This is a genomic window from Thauera sp. DNT-1, assembly GCF_055393985.1.
The window spans coordinates 1,998,115-2,013,614 of sequence record NZ_AP043752.1 but is presented as its reverse complement, the minus strand read 5'-3'; the positions used below and the strand labels follow the sequence as shown (position 1 = coordinate 2,013,614).

At 69.8% G+C, this 15,500-nt stretch carries 15 protein-coding genes; 2 read left to right on the top strand and 13 right to left on the bottom strand.

Features of this window, described 5'->3' with window-relative positions:
• Positions 1 to 10 precede the first annotated feature (10 nt).
• The 3 genes from ACZ5PP_RS09340 to ACZ5PP_RS09330 are packed head-to-tail and all read right to left on the bottom strand — an operon-like array spanning position 11 to position 4,751.
• Positions 11 to 1,426: an efflux transporter outer membrane subunit gene (locus tag ACZ5PP_RS09340; protein WP_464826986.1), complete on the bottom strand. Its 1,416-nt coding sequence runs from the start codon at positions 1,424 to 1,426 to the stop codon at positions 11 to 13.
• Complete coding sequence (locus tag ACZ5PP_RS09335; protein ID WP_287472006.1) at positions 1,423 to 3,438, bottom strand: MacB family efflux pump subunit; 2,016 nt, start codon at positions 3,436 to 3,438, stop codon at positions 1,423 to 1,425. The genes ACZ5PP_RS09340 and ACZ5PP_RS09335 overlap by 4 nt, the downstream gene beginning before the upstream one ends.
• The gene (locus tag ACZ5PP_RS09330; protein ID WP_287472007.1) at positions 3,435 to 4,751 is read right to left on the bottom strand and encodes an efflux RND transporter periplasmic adaptor subunit; all 1,317 of its coding nucleotides are present in this window, start codon (positions 4,749 to 4,751) and stop codon (positions 3,435 to 3,437) included. Before ACZ5PP_RS09330 ends, ACZ5PP_RS09335 begins: the two co-directional genes overlap by 4 nt.
• A gap of 284 nt (positions 4,752 to 5,035) precedes the next feature.
• On the opposite strand from ACZ5PP_RS09330, the gene ACZ5PP_RS09325 reads away from it, so the two are divergent.
• Positions 5,036 to 6,037 (top strand): cytochrome-c peroxidase, encoded by a 1,002-nt coding sequence (locus ACZ5PP_RS09325; protein ID WP_004326361.1) that lies wholly within the window; start codon positions 5,036 to 5,038, stop codon positions 6,035 to 6,037.
• A 172-nt stretch (positions 6,038 to 6,209) separates the two neighbouring features.
• Positions 6,210 to 6,629: a Fur family transcriptional regulator gene (locus tag ACZ5PP_RS09320; protein WP_004326360.1), complete on the top strand. Its 420-nt coding sequence runs from the start codon at positions 6,210 to 6,212 to the stop codon at positions 6,627 to 6,629.
• 108 nt (positions 6,630 to 6,737) lie between these two features.
• On the opposite strand, the gene ACZ5PP_RS09315 is transcribed toward ACZ5PP_RS09320, so the two are convergent.
• The 10 genes from ACZ5PP_RS09315 to ACZ5PP_RS09270 form a co-directional block, all read right to left on the bottom strand.
• Complete coding sequence (locus ACZ5PP_RS09315) at positions 6,738 to 7,154, bottom strand: ExbD/TolR family protein (RefSeq protein ID WP_004326359.1); 417 nt, start codon at positions 7,152 to 7,154, stop codon at positions 6,738 to 6,740.
• Complete coding sequence (locus ACZ5PP_RS09310; RefSeq protein ID WP_012585994.1) at positions 7,154 to 7,915, bottom strand: MotA/TolQ/ExbB proton channel family protein; 762 nt, start codon at positions 7,913 to 7,915, stop codon at positions 7,154 to 7,156. The genes ACZ5PP_RS09315 and ACZ5PP_RS09310 overlap by 1 nt, the downstream gene beginning before the upstream one ends.
• Positions 7,916 to 7,917: 2 nt before the next feature.
• Entirely contained in the window at positions 7,918 to 8,679 is a 762-nt protein-coding gene (locus ACZ5PP_RS09305; protein ID WP_052484388.1) for an energy transducer TonB, read from the bottom strand.
• 150 nt (positions 8,680 to 8,829) lie between these two features.
• On the bottom strand, positions 8,830 to 9,309 hold the full coding sequence (gene bfr, locus ACZ5PP_RS09300; protein WP_004309883.1) for a bacterioferritin: 480 nt from the start codon (positions 9,307 to 9,309) through the stop codon (positions 8,830 to 8,832).
• Positions 9,306 to 9,545 carry a (2Fe-2S)-binding protein gene (locus ACZ5PP_RS09295; RefSeq protein ID WP_004309881.1) on the bottom strand — a complete coding sequence of 80 codons (240 nt, stop codon included), beginning with the start codon at positions 9,543 to 9,545 and terminating at the stop codon, positions 9,306 to 9,308. The genes bfr and ACZ5PP_RS09295 overlap by 4 nt, the downstream gene beginning before the upstream one ends.
• Positions 9,546 to 9,595: 50 nt before the next feature.
• Positions 9,596 to 9,790, bottom strand: coding sequence for a hemin uptake protein HemP (gene hemP / locus ACZ5PP_RS09290; protein ID WP_245537160.1), 195 nt, complete (start codon positions 9,788 to 9,790; stop codon positions 9,596 to 9,598).
• A 91-nt stretch (positions 9,791 to 9,881) separates the two neighbouring features.
• Complete coding sequence (locus tag ACZ5PP_RS09285; protein ID WP_464826985.1) at positions 9,882 to 10,340, bottom strand: hypothetical protein; 459 nt, start codon at positions 10,338 to 10,340, stop codon at positions 9,882 to 9,884.
• Positions 10,327 to 11,529 carry a hypothetical protein gene (locus ACZ5PP_RS09280; RefSeq protein WP_273423401.1) on the bottom strand — a complete coding sequence of 401 codons (1,203 nt, stop codon included), beginning with the start codon at positions 11,527 to 11,529 and terminating at the stop codon, positions 10,327 to 10,329. The genes ACZ5PP_RS09285 and ACZ5PP_RS09280 overlap by 14 nt, the downstream gene beginning before the upstream one ends.
• Positions 11,526 to 13,991 carry an EAL domain-containing protein gene (locus tag ACZ5PP_RS09275; protein ID WP_464826984.1) on the bottom strand — a complete coding sequence of 822 codons (2,466 nt, stop codon included), beginning with the start codon at positions 13,989 to 13,991 and terminating at the stop codon, positions 11,526 to 11,528. Before ACZ5PP_RS09275 ends, ACZ5PP_RS09280 begins: the two co-directional genes overlap by 4 nt.
• 7 nt (positions 13,992 to 13,998) lie before the next feature.
• On the bottom strand, positions 13,999 to 15,381 hold the full coding sequence (locus ACZ5PP_RS09270; RefSeq protein WP_004309875.1) for a malonyl-CoA decarboxylase domain-containing protein: 1,383 nt from the start codon (positions 15,379 to 15,381) through the stop codon (positions 13,999 to 14,001).
• Between the last annotated feature and the right edge of the window lie 119 nt (positions 15,382 to 15,500).

The window sequence follows — 15,500 nt, the reverse complement described above, 5'->3', positions numbered from 1 at the left end:
CGGCTGCGGCTCAGTTGCCCGCCTGCCCCGCGCTCCACCCGCCCCCGAGCGCCTTGTACAGATTCACTGCAGCGGTGAGTCGGGCCAGGCGCGTGAGGGCGAGTTGGTCCTGCGACGCGAACAGGGTGCGCTGGGCGAGGAGTACCGTGAGCAGGCCGTCCGCGCCTTCGCGGTAACGCAGTTCGGCCAGGCGCAGGCTGCGCTCGGCTTCGGCGAGGATCTCGCGCTCGGCGGCCTCCTGGTTGGTGTCGCGGACGCCGTTGGCGAGGGCGTCCTCGACTTCCTTGAGCGCGGCGAGGATCGCGCGGCGGTGGGATTCGACCAGTTCGCGCTGGCGCGAGCGCTGGATGTCGACGTCCGCGCGCAGGCGGCCGCCGTCGAAGATCTTCTGCAGCACGCTGGCCGAGATCGACAGCGTGCGTGTGGTGTCGGCCAGCGCCAGCAGTGCGGCGCTGCCCACGCCCGCACCGGCCGACAGGCTGATCCCGGGCAGCAGCGCGGCGCGCGCGGCCGCGATGTTGGCGGCCGCGGCGGCGAGCCGGGCTTCGCTGGCGGCGAGGTCGGGGCGGCGCAGCAGCAGCTCCGACGGCAACCCGGCATCGGCCGTGGGCACCTGCAGGGCGCCCAGGCGCTCGATGCCGCCAGCGCCGTCGGGGGTGGGTCCGGCCTGAGGGTTGCGGCCAAGCAGGATCGCGAGCGCGCTGCGCGTCTGGCGCAGTTGCACCTCGAGCGGCTCGATGGCCTTGCGCTGGTTAAGCACCGTGGTGCGCTGCTGACTCAGATCGAGCGCCGAGGCCGCACCGTTGTCGTAGCGCGCCTGCACCACGCGCAGCACGCGCTCGGCGGTGGCGAGGTTCCGGCGCGCGATGTCCAGGCGCTCCTGCAGCGCCAGGACCTGGAACCAGGTGGTGGCGACGCTGGCGCTGATCGACAGGCGGGCCGCGTCATAGTCGAAGCGGGTGGCCATGAGACCGGCGCGGCTGGCGTCGACACCGGCGGCGATCCGGCCCCAGAGGTCGATCTCGTAGCTGGCGCCGAGGTCGATGCCGGTCGAGCTGGATTCATTGCTGTCGACATTGCGCGCGCTGCTCCCGCCGCTCACGTCAAGTGACGGCAATAGCGACGCCCCGGCCTGGCGCAGCGCAAGCTCGGCCTGGACCACGCGTTCGGCCTGGATGCGCAGGTCGGGGGTGGTGGCCAGCGCTTCGGTGACGAAGGCATCGAGCCGGGCCGAGCCGAAGTCCTGCCACCAGGTGTCATGCGGCGGTGTGGCGGGTTCTGCCGCCCGGGCGGGTTCCGCCCACTGCGCCGGCAGCGCTTGCTCGGGACGCACGACGGGCTCGGTGAGCGCGCAGCCGGCGGTCAGGGCGGCGAGCAGGGCAGGGAGCAGACGGGTGCGCAGGGGGAAACCGGATGGATTTGTCATTCGGAGGCGAGGGCGACGACGGGGTCGAGTCGGGCAGCCTTGCGCGCGGGCAGGTAGCCGAACACCAGCCCGGTGAGGAAGGCACAACTGAAGGCGAGCACGACCGGCGTCAGCGAGTACTGCACCGCGGTGCCGAAGGCCTCGATGATCGCGGCGGCGCCGAGCCCGGCCGCGACCCCGATCAGCCCGCCCACCGCCGACACCACCAGGGCCTCGATGAGGAACTGCTGCAGGATGTTGCGGGTGCGTGCACCGGTGGCCATGCGGATGCCGATCTCGCGGGTGCGCTCGGTCACCGACACCAGCATGATGTTCATCACGCCGATGCCGCCCACCAGCAGCGAGATCGCCGCCACCGTGCCGAGCAGCACGGTGAGCGTGTTCTGCGTCTCCGACACGGTATCGATCACCGAGGCCATGTTGCGGATCTGGAAGTCCTCCACGCCGTGGCGGGCGAGCAGCAGCGCGCTTACCGCGGCCTGGGTGTCGTCGATCTGCCCGACGTCCTCGACCGCCACGGTCACATTGCGCAGGAATCGCTGGCCGGTGATGCGCAGGCTCGCCGTGGTGTAGGGCATGAAGACGATGTCGTCCTGGTCCTGCCCCCAGGGCGTGGCGCCCTTGGGCGTCATCACGCCCATGACCTGGAAGGGGATGTTGTTGACCAGGATGAACTCGCCCACCGCGTCGCGCCCGGGGAACAGGGCGCGCGCCACCGTCTGGCCGAGCACGGCGACCGTGGCGTAGCGCGCCTCGTCCTCCGCGCTGAAGAAGGTGCCGCTCGCCGGTGCCCAGTTGCGCGCCACGACGTAGTCGGCCGAGGTGCCGTTGACGCTGCTGCGGTGGTCGATGTTGCCTGCGCGCAGGGTGATGGTGGCGCCCTGCTCGGGCACCGAGGCGAGCACGTTGGGCAACTCGGCGATCGCCTGCACGTCCTCGATCACCAGGGTGGCGGGGGCATCGCGTCCGCGCGTGTTGGGTGCGCCCGGACGCACGGTGAGCAGGTTGGTGCCCATCGCGCTGACCTGGTCGATCACCTTCTGCTTGGCGCCGTCGCCGATCGCCAGCATGGCGATCACCGAGGCGACGCCGATGACGATGCCGAGCAGGGTCAGGACGGTGCGGAAGAGGTTGGCGCGCAGCGCGCGCAGCGCGGTGCGGGTGGCCTCCACCACGTCCGACAGCGGCGAGGTGCGATCGATGTGGGGGGCGAAGTCGGGCTCCGGCTCCTGCGGCGGGTGCGGCCCGGGGTCGGCGACGATGCGGCCGTCGCGGATCTCGATGATGCGCTGCGCCTGCTCGGCCACCTCGCGCTCGTGGGTGATCAGCACGATGGTGTGGCCGGCGGCGGAGAGCTCGGCAAGCAGCTTCATGACCTCGGCGCCGCTTCGGCTGTCGAGCGCGCCGGTGGGCTCGTCGGCGAAGATGATGCGGCCGCCGTTCATCAGCGCGCGCGCGATCGACACGCGCTGCTGCTGGCCGCCGGAGAGCTGGCCGGGGCGATGGTGGATGCGCTCGCCGAGCCCGAGGCGCGCCAGCAGCGCCTCGGCACGGGCATGGCGTTCCTCGCGTGGCATGCCGGAATACACCGCCGGCACCTCGACATTGTCGCGCGCGGAGGCGCCGCCGAGCAGGTTGTAGCTCTGGAAGACGAAGCCGAAGGCCTCGCGGCGCAGGCGCGCGAGCGCGTCGCGGTCCAGCGCCGCGACGTCCGTGCCCATGAAGCGGTAGGTGCCGCCGGTGGGGCGATCGAGGCAGCCGAGGATGTTCATCAGCGTGGATTTGCCCGAACCCGAGGTGCCCATGATGGCGACGAACTCGCCAGGGTGGATGGTGAGGTCGATGCCGTGCAGCACGCGGGTCTCGACCTCGCCATTGACGAAGCTGCGCGTGATGCCCGAGAGCTCGATCAGCGGTGTTGCGGTCGTGGGCGGGGCGGCGGGCCGCGTGGCCGCTGCGCGCGCGCTGGCGGACGAGGTCGCGTCCTCGTCGGGAAGGCGTTCGATCTTCATAGCCGCGGCGTCATTTGCGGGCGACCGGCGCCGTTTCCGACCACCAGCCCGGAGACGACGCGTTCGCCCTCGGCCAGCCCGGACAGCACCTGTGCCTGCACGCGGTTGGAGACGCCGAGCTCGACCCTGCGTTCTTCCAGCGCGCCGCGTGCATCGGCGACCCGCACCGTACCCTGGCGCGGTCCGGCGCCGGAGGTGCCCGACGCTGCGCCGCGCCCCTGGCTCATCATGCCGCGCCCCGAGCCCATGCCATTGCCTGCGGGCGCCCCGGCGCCGGGCGGGGCTGCGGGGGCGGGGCCGGCCCCTGCCTGGGGCGGGCGCGCCTGGCCCTGGGCGAGTGCGGCCATCGGGATCAGCAGCGCATCCTTGGCCTGCGCGACCACGAAGAAGACCTGTGCGGTCATCTGCGTCATCAGCCGGCCGTCGGGATTGAGGACGTCGAAGAGCGCGTTGTAGAGCACCACGTTGTTGGTCACCGTGGGCGTGGGCTCGATCTTCTCGAGCTTGCCCTGCCAGCGCTTGCCGCTGCCGCCCAGGGTGGTGAAGTAGGCCTCCATGCCGAGCTTCAGGCGGCCGATGTCGGCTTCCGATACCTGGGTCTGCACGGTCATCGTGGACAGGTCGGCGATGCGCATCACCACCGGTGCCTGCTGGTTGGTGTTGAGCGTCTGGCCCTGGCGCGCAGTGATCGACACCACGGTGCCGGCCATCGGCGACAGGATGCGGGCGTATTGCAGGTTGGCCTCGTCGGCGCGCAGGGTCGATTCGATCTGCTCGATCTGCGCGCGCAGCGCCTCGAGCTGAGCCTCCGCCGACATCGCCGAGGCTTCGGCGGTCTGCAGGCTCTCCTTGGTGGTGGCGTCCTCGGCCATCAGCGCGCGCTGGCGGCGCTGCTGGATCTGCGCAAGGGCGAGCTGGGCCTCGCGGTCCTTCAGCTGCGCACGCAGGTTCTTCAACTGGGCGCGCGAGGCGTCGACGCGGGCGCGATAGACCGTGGGGTCGATCTCCGCAAGCAGCTGGCCGGCCTCGACCGTGTCGCCGACCTCGACGTGGATCTTGCGCAACTGACCGGAGACCTGCGCGCCCACGTCCACATAGTCGCGCGGCTGCAGGGTGCCGGTGGCGGTGACGACGTCCTCGACGTCGCCGCGCTGCACGGTGGTGAACTGGTAGTTGGCGGTGGGGTCGCGCTCACCGATGAAGGCGCTGCGACCGTACCAGGCGCCGGCGAGCAGCAGCGGCACCAGGATCAGCAGGGCGCGGCGTCCCCAGCGCGGGCGGGCGGTTCGGTTGGAGGGCTTGTCTTCGTTCATTGGGCTCAGGGCTTGCCGGCGGACCGCCGGGCGCTGCATCGATTCGTGGGCAAGAGCATAGCGGCCCGCGAGACCTGCGCTTGTATCGGATTGAAGCCGCGTCGTTTACGGCTGGAGAGACCGCCCGTGGGACGCATCGTTCCGGCGCGCGACTCCAAAACGTTGACCGTAATCAAGAAATGGCTTGTTTAGACAGAGTCTAATTAGCGCGTCGGAACATCCTGCTCCGGGCAGGGTGGGAAACCAAGAAGCGACAATTCGCCGAACTGGCAAGGAGAAGCATCATGATGAAGTTGAAGGCAACGAGCGTGGCGGTGGCATTGGTGGTGGCTGGCAGCGCCTGGGCGGCCGTGGCGGTGCGGGACGAACCGATCAAGCCGATCGAGCCGGCGAAGGTGGAGAACGCCGCCAAGGTCGAGCTCGGCAAGAAGTTGTGGTTCGAGCCGCGCCTGTCGATGTCGGGCATCATCTCCTGCAATACCTGCCACAACCTGTCGATGGGGGGCACCGACAACCTCAAGACCTCGATCGGCCACGGCTGGAAAGCCGGTCCGGTGAACTCGCCGACCGTCTATAACTCCAGCCTGGCGATCGCCCAGTTCTGGGACGGCCGTGCGGCCGACCTCAAGGAGCAGGCCGGCGGCCCGATCCAGGCCGGCGTCGAGATGAACATGCCGCACACCCTGGCGGTCGGCATCCTGCAGTCGATCCCGGGCTACGTCGAAGAGTTCGAGTCGGTGTACGGCAAGAACAAGATCGACATCGACATGATCACCGACTCGATCGCCGAGTTCGAGAAGACCCTGGTCACGCCCGATTCGCGCTTCGACAAGTGGCTCAGGGGCGACGACAAGGCGCTGTCCGAGAAAGAGCTCGCCGGCTACACCCTATTCAAGGAAAGCGGCTGCGTGGCCTGCCACAACGGTCCGGCGGCCGGCGGCACGTCATTCCAGCGCATGGGCGTGGTCGAGCCGTACAAGAGCAGCTCGCCCGCCGAAGGCCGCTCGGCGGTCACCGGTGCCGATGCCGACCGCTTCAACTTCAAGGTGCCGACCCTGCGCAACGTCGCGCTGACCTACCCGTACTTCCACGACGGCGAGGCGGCGACGCTCGAGCAGGCGGTGGATACCATGGGGCGCCTGCAGCTCGGCCGCACCTACAGCAAGGATGAGATCGGACAGATCGTCGCCTTCCTGAAGACGCTGACCGGCGAACTGCCGCAGATCGCGATGCCGGTGCTGCCGCCGTCGAGCAACGCGACGCCGCGTCCCGATCCGTTCAAGTAATCCGAAAAGCCATCCGGCTTGTCGCAGGAATGCCGGGGCACGGACGCAGGTTCGTGCCCCGGTACTAGTTCTCATGGATTATTGACACGATCCGGGACCCGGTCCAGCATTCAGACAGGGTCCAATGCAAATCCGCACGGGGTGCGGATGCGCAACCAGAAGGTCGACTGCCATGATGAACACCTACGCATCCTCCGACGCCATCGCCTGCCTGCGCCAGGCCGGCATTCCGGTCACGCACCAGCGCATCGAGATTGCACGCGCCCTGTTTTCGGCGCCGGTGCATCTCTCGGCGGACCAGATCTGGGCGAAGGTGCTCGAGGCCTCGCCCGACGTCTCGCGCGCCACGGTGTACAACACCTTGCGGCTGTTCAGCGAGAAGAAGATGATCCGCGAGCTGTTCGTCGATCCCCAGCGCGTGGTGTACGACTCCACGACCGCGCCGCACCACCACCTCTACAACATCGACAGCGGCGAGGTGCGCGACATCTCGGACGACGAGTTGCGCGTGATCGGCCAGCCCCGCCTGCCCGCGGGCGTGGTGCTCGACGCAATCGACGTCATCGTCCGCGTGCGCAACCGCGCCGTCTGATCGCCTGCTCCCGGGAGCCGGGAGCGAGGGGGCCGCAATCGAAATAAGGGCGCCAGGGCGCGGAATCGCTCCGCATCCTGGCGCCTCCTTTCATTCCTTCCTCGACGTTCAGCGTTCCGGCACGGTCACAAAGCCCATCTTCTCGATGCCGGCGCTGCGCGCCTCGGCCATCACCTCCGCGATCACCTCGTAGCGCGTGTTGCGGTCGGCGCGCAGGTGAAGCTCCGGCTGGGGCTTTTGCGCCGCGGCGGCGCTCAGACGGGCGGGAAGGGCCACCTCGTCGACCGCCTCGTTGTTCCAGAACACGCGGCCGTCGCCGTCGATCGACAGTGCCACCGTCTCCGGCTTCTGTTCGGTCGGCGCGCTGGAGGCCTGCGGCAGGTCGATCTTGACCGAGTGGGTCAGCAGCGGCGCGGTGATCATGAACACGATCAGCAGCACCAGCATGACGTCGATCAGCGGCACCATGTTGATGTCGCTCTGCGGGGCGCGCGTCTCGCCCTGGCTGAATCCCCCGAAGGCCATCACGCCGCTCCGTGCGCGCCGGCCGGCGTGCCCGTGGCGACTTCGGCCGCGCGTGGCGCGGCGCCGGGCACTGCAGCGATGCGTGCGCCGGTGGCGAACCAGGCGTGCAGGTCGTGGGCGAAGGCGTCGAGTTCGGAGAGCTCGACGCGGTTGGCGCGCGTGATGCCGTTGTAGGCCAGCACCGCCGGGATGGCGACGAAGAGGCCGAAGGCGGTCATGATCAGCGCCTCGCCGACCGGGCCCGCCACCTTGTCCAGCGTCGCCATGCCCGAAACGCTGATGTTCACCAGCGCGTGGTAGATGCCCCACACCGTGCCGAAGAGGCCGACGAAGGGGGCGGTCGAGCCGATCGAGGCGAGCACGGTGAGGCCGGACTCGAGCGCCGCGGTCGACAGCGCGATCGACTTGCGCAGCGCGCGGGTGATGACCTCGTCGGTGTCGAGCTTGCCGCCGAGGGTGTTGCTGTGGGTGTGCCGGCGCACGTGCTGGGCGGCGGCGGCGCCCTGCTGGGCAAGCGCCTCGAAGGGCGACTCCGGGGCGCGCTCGGCGAGCACGCGCAGACCGGCGTCGAGGTCGGGGGCGGCCCAGAAGGCCTCTACGGCGCCGCTGTGGCTGCGCGCACGCAGCTGACGCAGGGAGCGGCTGAGGATCAGGTACCAGCTGGTGATCGACATCACCAGCAGGATCAGCGCCACCGCGCGGATGATGTTGTCGGATTGCGCCCACAGGTGGGCGAGGCCGAAGGCCTGCGAACTGTCCATGCTCAGTTTCCTTGAAGTTTGAAGACGATGGGCACCAGGACCCAGGATTCGATCGCGCTGTCGCCGCGCCGTGCGGGCACGAAGCGCCAGCGCGCCACCGCCTCGCGCGCGGCGCGGTCGAGGCGCTCGGAGCCGGAGCTGGTGCGCAGCTCGACCTGGGCGGGCTGGCCGTCGGGCGACACCAGCACGCGCAGCGTCACCTGGCCCTCCTCGCGCAGGCGGCGCGACAGCGCCGGGTAGGCCGGATGCGGGTTGTTCAGATAGGCGGCGTCGAAGCGCGCGGCGGTGACCGTGGCGGGCGCGGCCGTCGCTGCGGGTGCTGCGGCGGGTGGTGCCGGCGCGGGCGGCGGAGGGGCTGCGGGTTCTTCGGCCGCGCTCAGCGCGGTGGGCGACTCGGTGACTGGCGCCGGCTTCTTCACCACGGGCTTGGGCGTCGGCTTCTTCACCATCGGCGGGGTTGGCGGCGTGGGCTCGGGCGGGCGCGCCACCGGCCGAGGTTCAGGCGGGCGCGGCGGCTCCACGACGGGTTCGGGAGGCGCCGGTAAGGGCTCGGCGACCGCGGGCGCTGCGATGAGTGCGACCTGGATCGGCATCAGCTCGGCGGGCACGGGGCGCTCGCCGGCGAGCCTGGCGAGCATCGCCAGCCCGCCGAGGTGGGCGGCGACGATCAGGCCGAGGAGGGCGCCGCGCCGCAGCGGCGAGCTCCCGCGCGCTGCCGCGGTCGGGCGCGGAGCGACTTCCGCTCCGGAGGCAGGGGCGCGCATGGGCTGCGCCTCAGGATCCGTGGACAGCGACGGCGAAGGGGAAGGCAACAGCGACAATGCTTGGGCAGCTGGGTGCATCGGGGCGGAGGCGACGAGCCGCCTCCGCGGAGGCAGCGTTGGGTTGGTCGGGAGCGATCGGGCGGGCCGGGATCAGGAGGCGCCGGGGTCCATCTGCGACTGCAGGTAGTTCTGCAGGCCGACGCTGTCGACCAGACCGAGCTGCGTCTCCAGGTAGTCGATGTGTTCCTCGGTGTCTTCCAGGATGTGCTCGAAGAGCTCGCGCGACACGTAATCCTTGCTGGACTCGCAGTAGGCGATCGCCTCGATCAGGTTGGCGCGTCCGCCGAGCTCGAGCTTGAGATCCCCCTGCATGCATTCGGGCACGTTCTCGCCGATCAGCAGCTTGTCGAGATTCTGCAGGTTGGGCAGCCCCTCCAGGAAGAGCACGCGCTCGATCAGCATGTCCGCGTGCTTCATCTCCTCGATCGACTCGTCGTACTCGTGCTTGCCGAGCCGCGTGAAACCCCAGTTCTTGTACATGCGCGCATGCAGGAAGTACTGGTTGATCGCGGTGAGTTCGATGGTGAGCTGCTTGTTGAGGTACTGGATGACTTTCTTGTCGCCTTTCATGTTGCCTCCAGGGATGCGGTGAATGCCGGAGCGATGCCTGCGAACAGCGCGGTCACGCCCGGGCGGGGCGTGGCGGGTACGGCCGAGCGCAGGCACTCGTGCGCGCAGCGGGCGCAGCGACCACACTCTGCGGTCACGCCGAGCGAATGGCGCAGGTCGCGCAGGGTCCGCGCGCCCTGCGCCGCGGCGTGGTGGATCTGGCGTTCGGTGACCGCGTTGCATACGCACACGTACATAGTCTAGCCTCCTGACGGGGTTTTGCCCCGATATGGCATCGCCTGGAAGGTCATTTGGTGAGGATCAGCTTGCCGTTGCGCGTCGTGCGCAAGATGTACTCGCTGCCCTCGTGCTCGATCCGCAACTCGCGCCGGCCGCCGAGGAGCTCCTTGCTGGTGAGCAGGGGGCGCCGCTGTGCAGTCGAATCCGCATCGGGCCGGCTGGCCGGCATGGCGGCGGAAACGGGGAATTCGCAAGGTTGCATGATCGAACGACGTTAAAAATACGAATGATTCGCATTAAATCACGAGTCGCCGACGCATGCAATGCCGGCGCGCATCCGCTGCCCGCTGGCTTCACTCCAGGAGCATCAGGACGTTCAGGGGCTGGTTGGCGGCAGAGGCGGCAGGCAGGTAGGCGAGCGCGTTCGGGTCGGCGAGCACGCGGCCGAGCGCGTCGGCCGCGTCGGCCGCCTCGTGGGGCGGATGGGCGCGCCCGGTGAAGACCATCCGCGACCAGTAGGCGCGGATCTGGCTGGGGTTCTTGCCGGTCAGGCGCTGATAGAAGAGGTCGCGTTCGGCGCCGGCCGGCAGGTCGAGCAGGCGGACGCCACGCCCGTCGGGCAGGGTGGTGCGGCGGCCGAGGTAGAGCTGGGCGGCGGTCTCGCGGTCGACTTCGGCGATGCCTCCGGCGTGGGCGCTGACCAGGACGACGCCTTGCGCGTGCGCTCCGGCCTGCCAGAGGGCGAGCACGAGCGTCAGCATCGGCGCGAGGCCGAGCCGTCGGAGCAGGCGCGCCGGATCAGAACACCACATCGACCGACACGCTCAGCAGATTGATGCTGCGATCGTCGAGACCGGGGGCGAAGGGGTTGCCCCGCGCGATGAAGCTGCCGTGCGCGCCGCGATCGGTTTCGATGTGGCTGAATTCCGCCTTCACCGCCGAATTCGGCGTGAAGTCCCAACGCGTGCCGAGGGTCACGCTGCGCTGGGCCTGGTTGCGCGAGCGGTTGAAGACCGCGACCGCTGCGGCGCTTTGTGGCGAGTCCGCCAGCCCGGGGTCGGCCAGCGGCGCGTCCTGGCGCTGGCGGGCGAGACCGAAATAAGGCATCCATGCGCCGAAGCGCCGCCCGACCGCGAGATAGGCTCCGGTCGCGCTGTTGACGAAGGCGTCCGCCTGCAGGCGCCCGAGCTCGGCGATCACCCGCCAGCGCCCGTCGTCCCACTGCATGCCGAGGGAGCTGAAGCTGGCGTGGGCACCCTTCCCGCTCAATCGCGCCTGCAGGTCGGGCGGGATCCGCCAGGTGTCGACGAGGTCCCGGTACGACTGCGAGGTCCGGATCACCGCCAGCTCCGCCTCCGCGTGGCTCGCGCTGAAGCTCAACTCGTCGCGCTCCAGCGTCACGGTGAGGCCGCGCAGCCGGCGCAGATTCGCGCGTCCGCCACCGATCACGGGGATGCGGCTGCTGCCAAGATACGGGTGCAGCTCGATGAAGGATCCGCCGATCGGGCTGCGATGCAGCAGGTCGATGCCATCCATGTCGGCGAAGGGGTTGAGCGCGTAGACCTCTGCCGGCGGGCGGACCCAGGGCTGGCTGTAGTTGATGTCGGCGGTCTCGGACAGCATGAAGAAGGGGCTGCGCAGGCGCCCGGCACGCACGGTCAGCGCGGGGCTCAGGGCGTGGCTCAGGAAGGCCAGGGCAGGCCGCGGCGTGTAGTCGCCGCGCTGGGTCTCGCGCGTCACGACCTGCAGCACCGCTCCGGTGCCGTCACCGGACTGCCAGCCGAGCTGTACCCCGAGCACCGAGTCCGGCCCGGTGTCGACGCGGTTGCCGCCCGGCGCGTCGATCCCGACGCGGGCGAACTCCAGGTCGTCCGCGCGGCTGTAGACCGCCCCGGCGGTCGCGAAGCCCGACACCTGCAGGTCGGGTGCGGCGCCCGTGCCGGGGCTGGACGCCAGCGCGGCGATGCCGGCGAGCAGCAACAAGGTGCGGCGAGGGGTCATCGGCGCTCCGGAGCGGGATTGTGCAAGCGGTTGAAGGTGGCGTCGCGGTCGAGCGGCCGCGAGAACAGGTAGCCCTGTCCGAAATCGCAGCCCATCGCGCGCAGGATCTCGAGCTGGGCCTCATCCTCGATGCACTCGGCGACGACGGTCATGCCGAGGTCGTGGGCGAGTTCGATGCTGTGCCGCACGATCGCGCGCAGGCGCTGGTCGTACGGCAGCGAGCGCACGAAGGAGCCGTCGAGCTTGACCTGGTTGCACGGCATCGTGTGCAGGTAGCTCAGCGTCGAGTAGCCGGTGCCGAAGTCGTCGATGAGGATGTCGAGTCCGGCGGCGCGCAGGGCATGGAGGTGGTCGATCGCCGGGCCGTCCGGATGGGCGAGCACGCTCTCCGTGACCTCGAAGCGGATGCGTTCGCGCGCCACGCCGATGCGGTCGATGGCGGCGAGCAGTTCGGCGGCGAGATCCGGGCGTGCGAGCTGGCGCGCGGACAGGTTCACGCTGACGCGCAGCGGCGCGTCGGCTGGCAGCCGGCCCGCCCATTCGCGCAGGTCGGCGCACACGCGCTCGAGCACGAGCGTGCCGATGTCGTGGATCAGGTCGAGCGCCTCGGCGAGCGGGATGAACTCGCCCGGCGAGAGCAGGCCGAGCGTCGGGTGCGGCCAGCGCACCAGGGCCTCGAAGCTGGTCGTACGCAGGTTCGCGAGCTCGACGATGGGCTGGTACCACACCTGCAGCCCGCCCTGGGTGAGCGCCTTGCGCAGTTCGGCCTCGACCTGCAGCGCGCGCACCGCGGCGGCGTGCATCTCGGTGTGGAAGAATTCGATCGGCCCCCGCTCGCTGCGACGGGCCTTGTGCAGTGCGTTGTCGGCATCGCGCAGCAGCGATTCGGCGTCCTCGCGCTCGTTGTCGCTGATGGCGACGCCCACCCGGCAGCGCGGGTGCAGTTGCTGACCGTCGTCGTCGGGTGCGAAGGCCGGCAGCGCGACCAGCTGCTCGCAGATGCGCAGCGCGTCGATCGAGCTCTCCACACCGTTGAGCAGCACCGCGAACTGGTCACCCCCCACCCGCGCGCACACGTCCCCATCGCGCATCAGGGCCGCGATGTGGGCACCGATCCGGCGCAGCAGTTCGTCGCCCACGAGGTGCCCGTAGCTGTCGTTGACCAGGCTGAAGCGCTCCAGGTTGATCGCCAGGATCGCGATCTGGGTGAGGTCCCCGCGCCGGCGCTGGGCAAGCGCGCGGTTGGCGTGCTCGATGAACATTGCCCGGTTGGGCAGGCCGGTGAGCCCGTCGTGCAAGGCATCGTGCACCAGCTGCTGTTCGGCGCGCTTGCGCAGGTCGATGTCGCCGAGCGAACCAGCCATGCGGTAGGCATGCAGGTTCTCGTCGCGATCGGCGACTCCGCGCATCAGCACCCAGCGGTAGGCGCCGTCGGGCAGACGGACGCGCAGTTCCATGATGAAATGGTTGCTGTCGCCCTTGAGGTGTTCGACCAGGCGCTGGCGGTAGGCGTCGCGCTCGTAGGGGTGGAGGTAGGCAAGCATGTCCTCCGGCCGGTTCGACAGGGTTCCCGGCTGGACCCCGAGGATCTGGCAGAAGCGCTCGGAGTAATAGACGTCGTCGGCGTCGATGTCCCAGTCCCACAGGCCGTCGTTGGACCCGCGCAGGGCCAGGGCATGGCGCTCCTCGCTCGCCCGCAGGCGCACCGCCGTATCCTGCAGCTCGGCGATCCGGTTCTGCAGCGCCTCGGCCATCAGGTTGAAGTGGTTGGCGATCACCGCCAGCTCGTCCTTGCCACGCGACTCGACGCGGTGCGCGAGGAAGCCGTTGGCGATCGCACGACTGCCCTCCAGCAGCAGGCGCAGGTTGCGGGTGAGCAGATAGCCGAGCGAGGAGAGCAGGACGAAGGTGAGCAGGATCTCCGCGATCGCGATCGCCAGGCCTTGCTGCATGATCGCCTCGCGGGCCGCGGCGAGTACCGAGACCGAGACTCCGAACTGCAGCACGCCGACCTGGTTGCGCGGCAGCAGCAGTTGCCGGCGCACATGCACGAGGTCGTCGGCGAGCAGGGTCTCGAAGAAACGGTGGCGTTGTTCGTCCGGCTCCGGCACCTGCTCCAGCCCGGGCATGCCGGCGCTCACCAGCAGATGACCGCGCGCGTCGCGGATGCGCACATAGAGCAGGCCTTCGTCGGCGTCGGCAAGAAGCTCGCCGAGCACGTCCTCGAGCCCGTCGAGCCGGCCCTGCTCGCCGTAGGCGGTGGCCATCGCGTGCAGCATGCTCGCGGTCTGACCGATCGTCGTCTCCAGGCTCGCCGACATTGCGTTGTTCATCAGCCGCACGCTGTTCGCGAGCAACATGCTCAGCAACACCACCTGCACCACCGTACTCGCGAGCAACAGGCGGATGCGGATCGACGAGGGGCGGAGGGCGAACGAGCTCGGCGATGTTTCGGGCGGCACGCGAACCTCAGCGCCGGGCGAGCCTGCGCACCGCGGACGAGGCTGCGATGCTGCCGTTGGCAGCGAAGCTCTCCAGGTTGGCTTCCAGGCGGTCCGGGTCGTACAGATAATTGACCATCAATCCCCAAGACTGGCGCAGGCCCTTGTCCGAGCGGTCGGCGAGCCAGTTCAGGCGCTCGATGCGGGCACCGTTGCCGAGGTGGAAGCGCGCCACCGTGTCGACCGGGCGGTCGCCGCGGCGTGCCTCGCTCAGGTAGCGTGCGCCCAGCCGCAGCAGGGGCTCGCGCAAGGACTCGGCGAGCGCCTCGTCCTCGACCCACGCCGGGTCGCCGGCGAGCACCGCGGCGAGGCCCGTCGAGTCGACGCCTTCGATGCCGAGCGTCGCCAGGCGCTTCCAGTCGGTGGCGGTGAAGGCCTCGGCGAAGGCCTCCGGGTCGCGCTGCGCCCAGCGCACCAGGCCCGGCATCGGCGACAGCGTGGCGAAGGTCTTCAGGCGCGGAAAGTCGCGCTTGAGGTCGTCGATCACCCGCTTGAGCAGGAAGTTGCCGAAGCTCACCCCGCGCAGGCCCTTTTGCGTGGCGCTGATCGAATAGAAGATCGCGGTCGTCGCCCGGCTCGCATCGGCGAGCGGCGCCTCGATGTCGAGCAGGCGCTGCACGTCGTCGGCGATCTCCTCGAGCAGTGCGACCTGAACGAAGATCAGCGGCTCGAGCGGCATGCGCGGATGGAAGAAGGCGTAGCAGCGGCGGTCGGAGTCGAGCCGGTTCTTGAGGTCCTTCCAGGAGCGGATCTCGTGCACCGCCTCGTACTCGACGAGCTTCTCGAGCAGGGCGGCGGGCGAACTCCAGGTGATGCGCTGCAGTTCCAGGAAGCCGACGTCGAACCACGCCGACAGGCGCGTCTCGAGCTCGCGGTCGAGCGGCTTGAGCAGCGGATCGTCGGCGATGAAGCGCAGCAGGTCGGCACGCAGGTCGACGAGGAACTTGACCCCCTGCGGGATCGCGTTGAACTGGGTGAGGATGCGCAGCCGGCGCGAGCGCAGCGCGGCGCGCAGCTCGGCTTCCGCGTCCCATTGCCGCGGCGTGCCGACCGCGGCCTGGTAGGCGGCGTGCGCCTGCGCCACCCGCGCCGGATCGGGGCCGAACTCGTGGGCGATCAGGCGCAGGAAGGCGTGGCGGCCGACGTCGTCCAGGCGCAGATAGGTCTCGGCCAGGCGGGCGGCACGCTGGCGCGTCGATACTTCGCCGCCGCGGCCCTCGGCGCACTCCTGCAACTGCGTGCGCAGGCGCTCGAGATCGCTCTCATCCGGGGGCTTGCCCAGGTGCGCGGCGCTCGCGACGAGCTCGCGAACGCGGTTCAGTCCCCGGGAGACCAGTCCTGCACCGCCCATGTCGTCCTCCTGTCCGATTCAGTTCGGATATCGTGCTTACATGATAGCCCGCTTTGGGGAGTCGCTTGTGCAGCCTGCGAATGGACTGTGTGCGATATTCACGTCCCTGCCGCAGCCCC

Bases quoted from the DNA above. Each gene is read 5' to 3' on its own strand.
- bfr (WP_004309883.1), bottom strand. From the start codon at position 9,309: ATGAAAGGCGACAAGAAAGTCATCCAGTACCTCAACAAGCAGCTCACC.
- ACZ5PP_RS09320 (WP_004326360.1), top strand. From the start codon at position 6,210: ATGATGAACACCTACGCATCCTCCGACGCCATCGCCTGCCTGCGCCAG.
- ACZ5PP_RS09315 (WP_004326359.1), bottom strand. From the start codon at position 7,154: ATGGCCTTCGGGGGATTCAGCCAGGGCGAGACGCGCGCCCCGCAGAGC.
- ACZ5PP_RS09330 (WP_287472007.1), bottom strand. From the start codon at position 4,751: ATGAACGAAGACAAGCCCTCCAACCGAACCGCCCGCCCGCGCTGGGGA.
- ACZ5PP_RS09335 (WP_287472006.1), bottom strand. From the start codon at position 3,438: ATGAAGATCGAACGCCTTCCCGACGAGGACGCGACCTCGTCCGCCAGC.
- ACZ5PP_RS09270 (WP_004309875.1), bottom strand. From the start codon at position 15,381: ATGGGCGGTGCAGGACTGGTCTCCCGGGGACTGAACCGCGTTCGCGAG.
- ACZ5PP_RS09340 (WP_464826986.1), bottom strand. From the start codon at position 1,426: ATGACAAATCCATCCGGTTTCCCCCTGCGCACCCGTCTGCTCCCTGCC.
- ACZ5PP_RS09325 (WP_004326361.1), top strand. From the start codon at position 5,036: ATGATGAAGTTGAAGGCAACGAGCGTGGCGGTGGCATTGGTGGTGGCT.
- ACZ5PP_RS09305 (WP_052484388.1), bottom strand. From the start codon at position 8,679: ATGCGCGCCCCTGCCTCCGGAGCGGAAGTCGCTCCGCGCCCGACCGCG.
- ACZ5PP_RS09285 (WP_464826985.1), bottom strand. From the start codon at position 10,340: ATGTGGTGTTCTGATCCGGCGCGCCTGCTCCGACGGCTCGGCCTCGCG.
- ACZ5PP_RS09295 (WP_004309881.1), bottom strand. From the start codon at position 9,545: ATGTACGTGTGCGTATGCAACGCGGTCACCGAACGCCAGATCCACCAC.
- hemP (WP_245537160.1), bottom strand. From the start codon at position 9,790: ATGCAACCTTGCGAATTCCCCGTTTCCGCCGCCATGCCGGCCAGCCGG.
- ACZ5PP_RS09280 (WP_273423401.1), bottom strand. From the start codon at position 11,529: ATGACCCCTCGCCGCACCTTGTTGCTGCTCGCCGGCATCGCCGCGCTG.
- ACZ5PP_RS09310 (WP_012585994.1), bottom strand. From the start codon at position 7,915: ATGGACAGTTCGCAGGCCTTCGGCCTCGCCCACCTGTGGGCGCAATCC.